The organism is Streptomyces camponoticapitis (assembly GCF_014646115.1).
In the GTDB taxonomy this organism is placed as follows: domain Bacteria; phylum Actinomycetota; class Actinomycetes; order Streptomycetales; family Streptomycetaceae; genus Streptomyces; species Streptomyces camponoticapitis.
In genome coordinates, this window is record NZ_BMMV01000073.1 from 1 (window position 1) to 824 (window position 824).

Here is an 824-nt window from a genome sequence, read left to right on the forward strand (position 1 = left end):
AGGCTGGTGTGAGTGATGGTGCACAAGTCGCGGTTTCGGCGCCGCGTTGGCATGGCTGCTCCTGTTTCATCCCAGGACGCCGTGTTGTGCGCCGTGTGCTTCGGGCGCCGGTGTCTGCGCCTGGGCCTGCCGGGTCGTGGGTGGGTAGCCCGGGATCGTGCCTGAACGTCGCCGTTATCCCAGTGATCTGTCCGATGCCCGGTGGGAGTTGGTCGAGCCGGTTCTGAATGCCTGGCGGGCCGAGCGCCGCGGCCGGGGCCTGGACATCGGCCGGCCACCGGACCACGATCTTCGCAGCCTGCTGGACGCGGTTCTCTATGTGAACCGGACCGGGATCCCCTGGCGGTACCTGCCTCACGACTATCCGCACTGGAACACCGTCTACGCCTACTTCGCCCGCTGGCAGGAGGAAGGTGTCTTCGACCAGCTCAACAGCATCCTCCGACGCCAAGTCCGCAGGAAGGAAGGCCGCGAGGACGAACCGAGTGCGTGCGTCATCGACTCCCAGAGCATCAAAACCTCCACCAACGTCCCCGCCGCCGGCCAGGGCATCGACGCGGGCAAGAAGATCGTCGGCCGCAAGCGCAGCATCGTCATCGACACCGTCGGACTCCTCCTCGGGGTCATGGTCACCGCAGCGAGCGTGCAGGACTCCATCGCAGGCCGGACCCTCATCGACCGCATCGCCTCCGAGCACCCCACCGTCCGCAAGACCTGGGTCGACGGCGGCTACCGCCAGCACCTCGTCGAACACGCCGCCACACTCGGCATCGACATGCACATCGTCCGCCGCGACCCCACCACCAGGGGATTCACCGTCCTGC

1 protein-coding gene is annotated in these 824 nt (G+C 67.1%); it reads left to right on the forward strand.

What is annotated here, in order from left to right; all coding sequences use genetic code 11:
* Window positions 1-157: 157 nt before the first annotated feature.
* Window positions 158-824 (forward strand): IS5 family transposase (locus tag IEY79_RS37100; protein WP_189112058.1); only part of this gene is annotated, 667 nt, incomplete at its 3' end.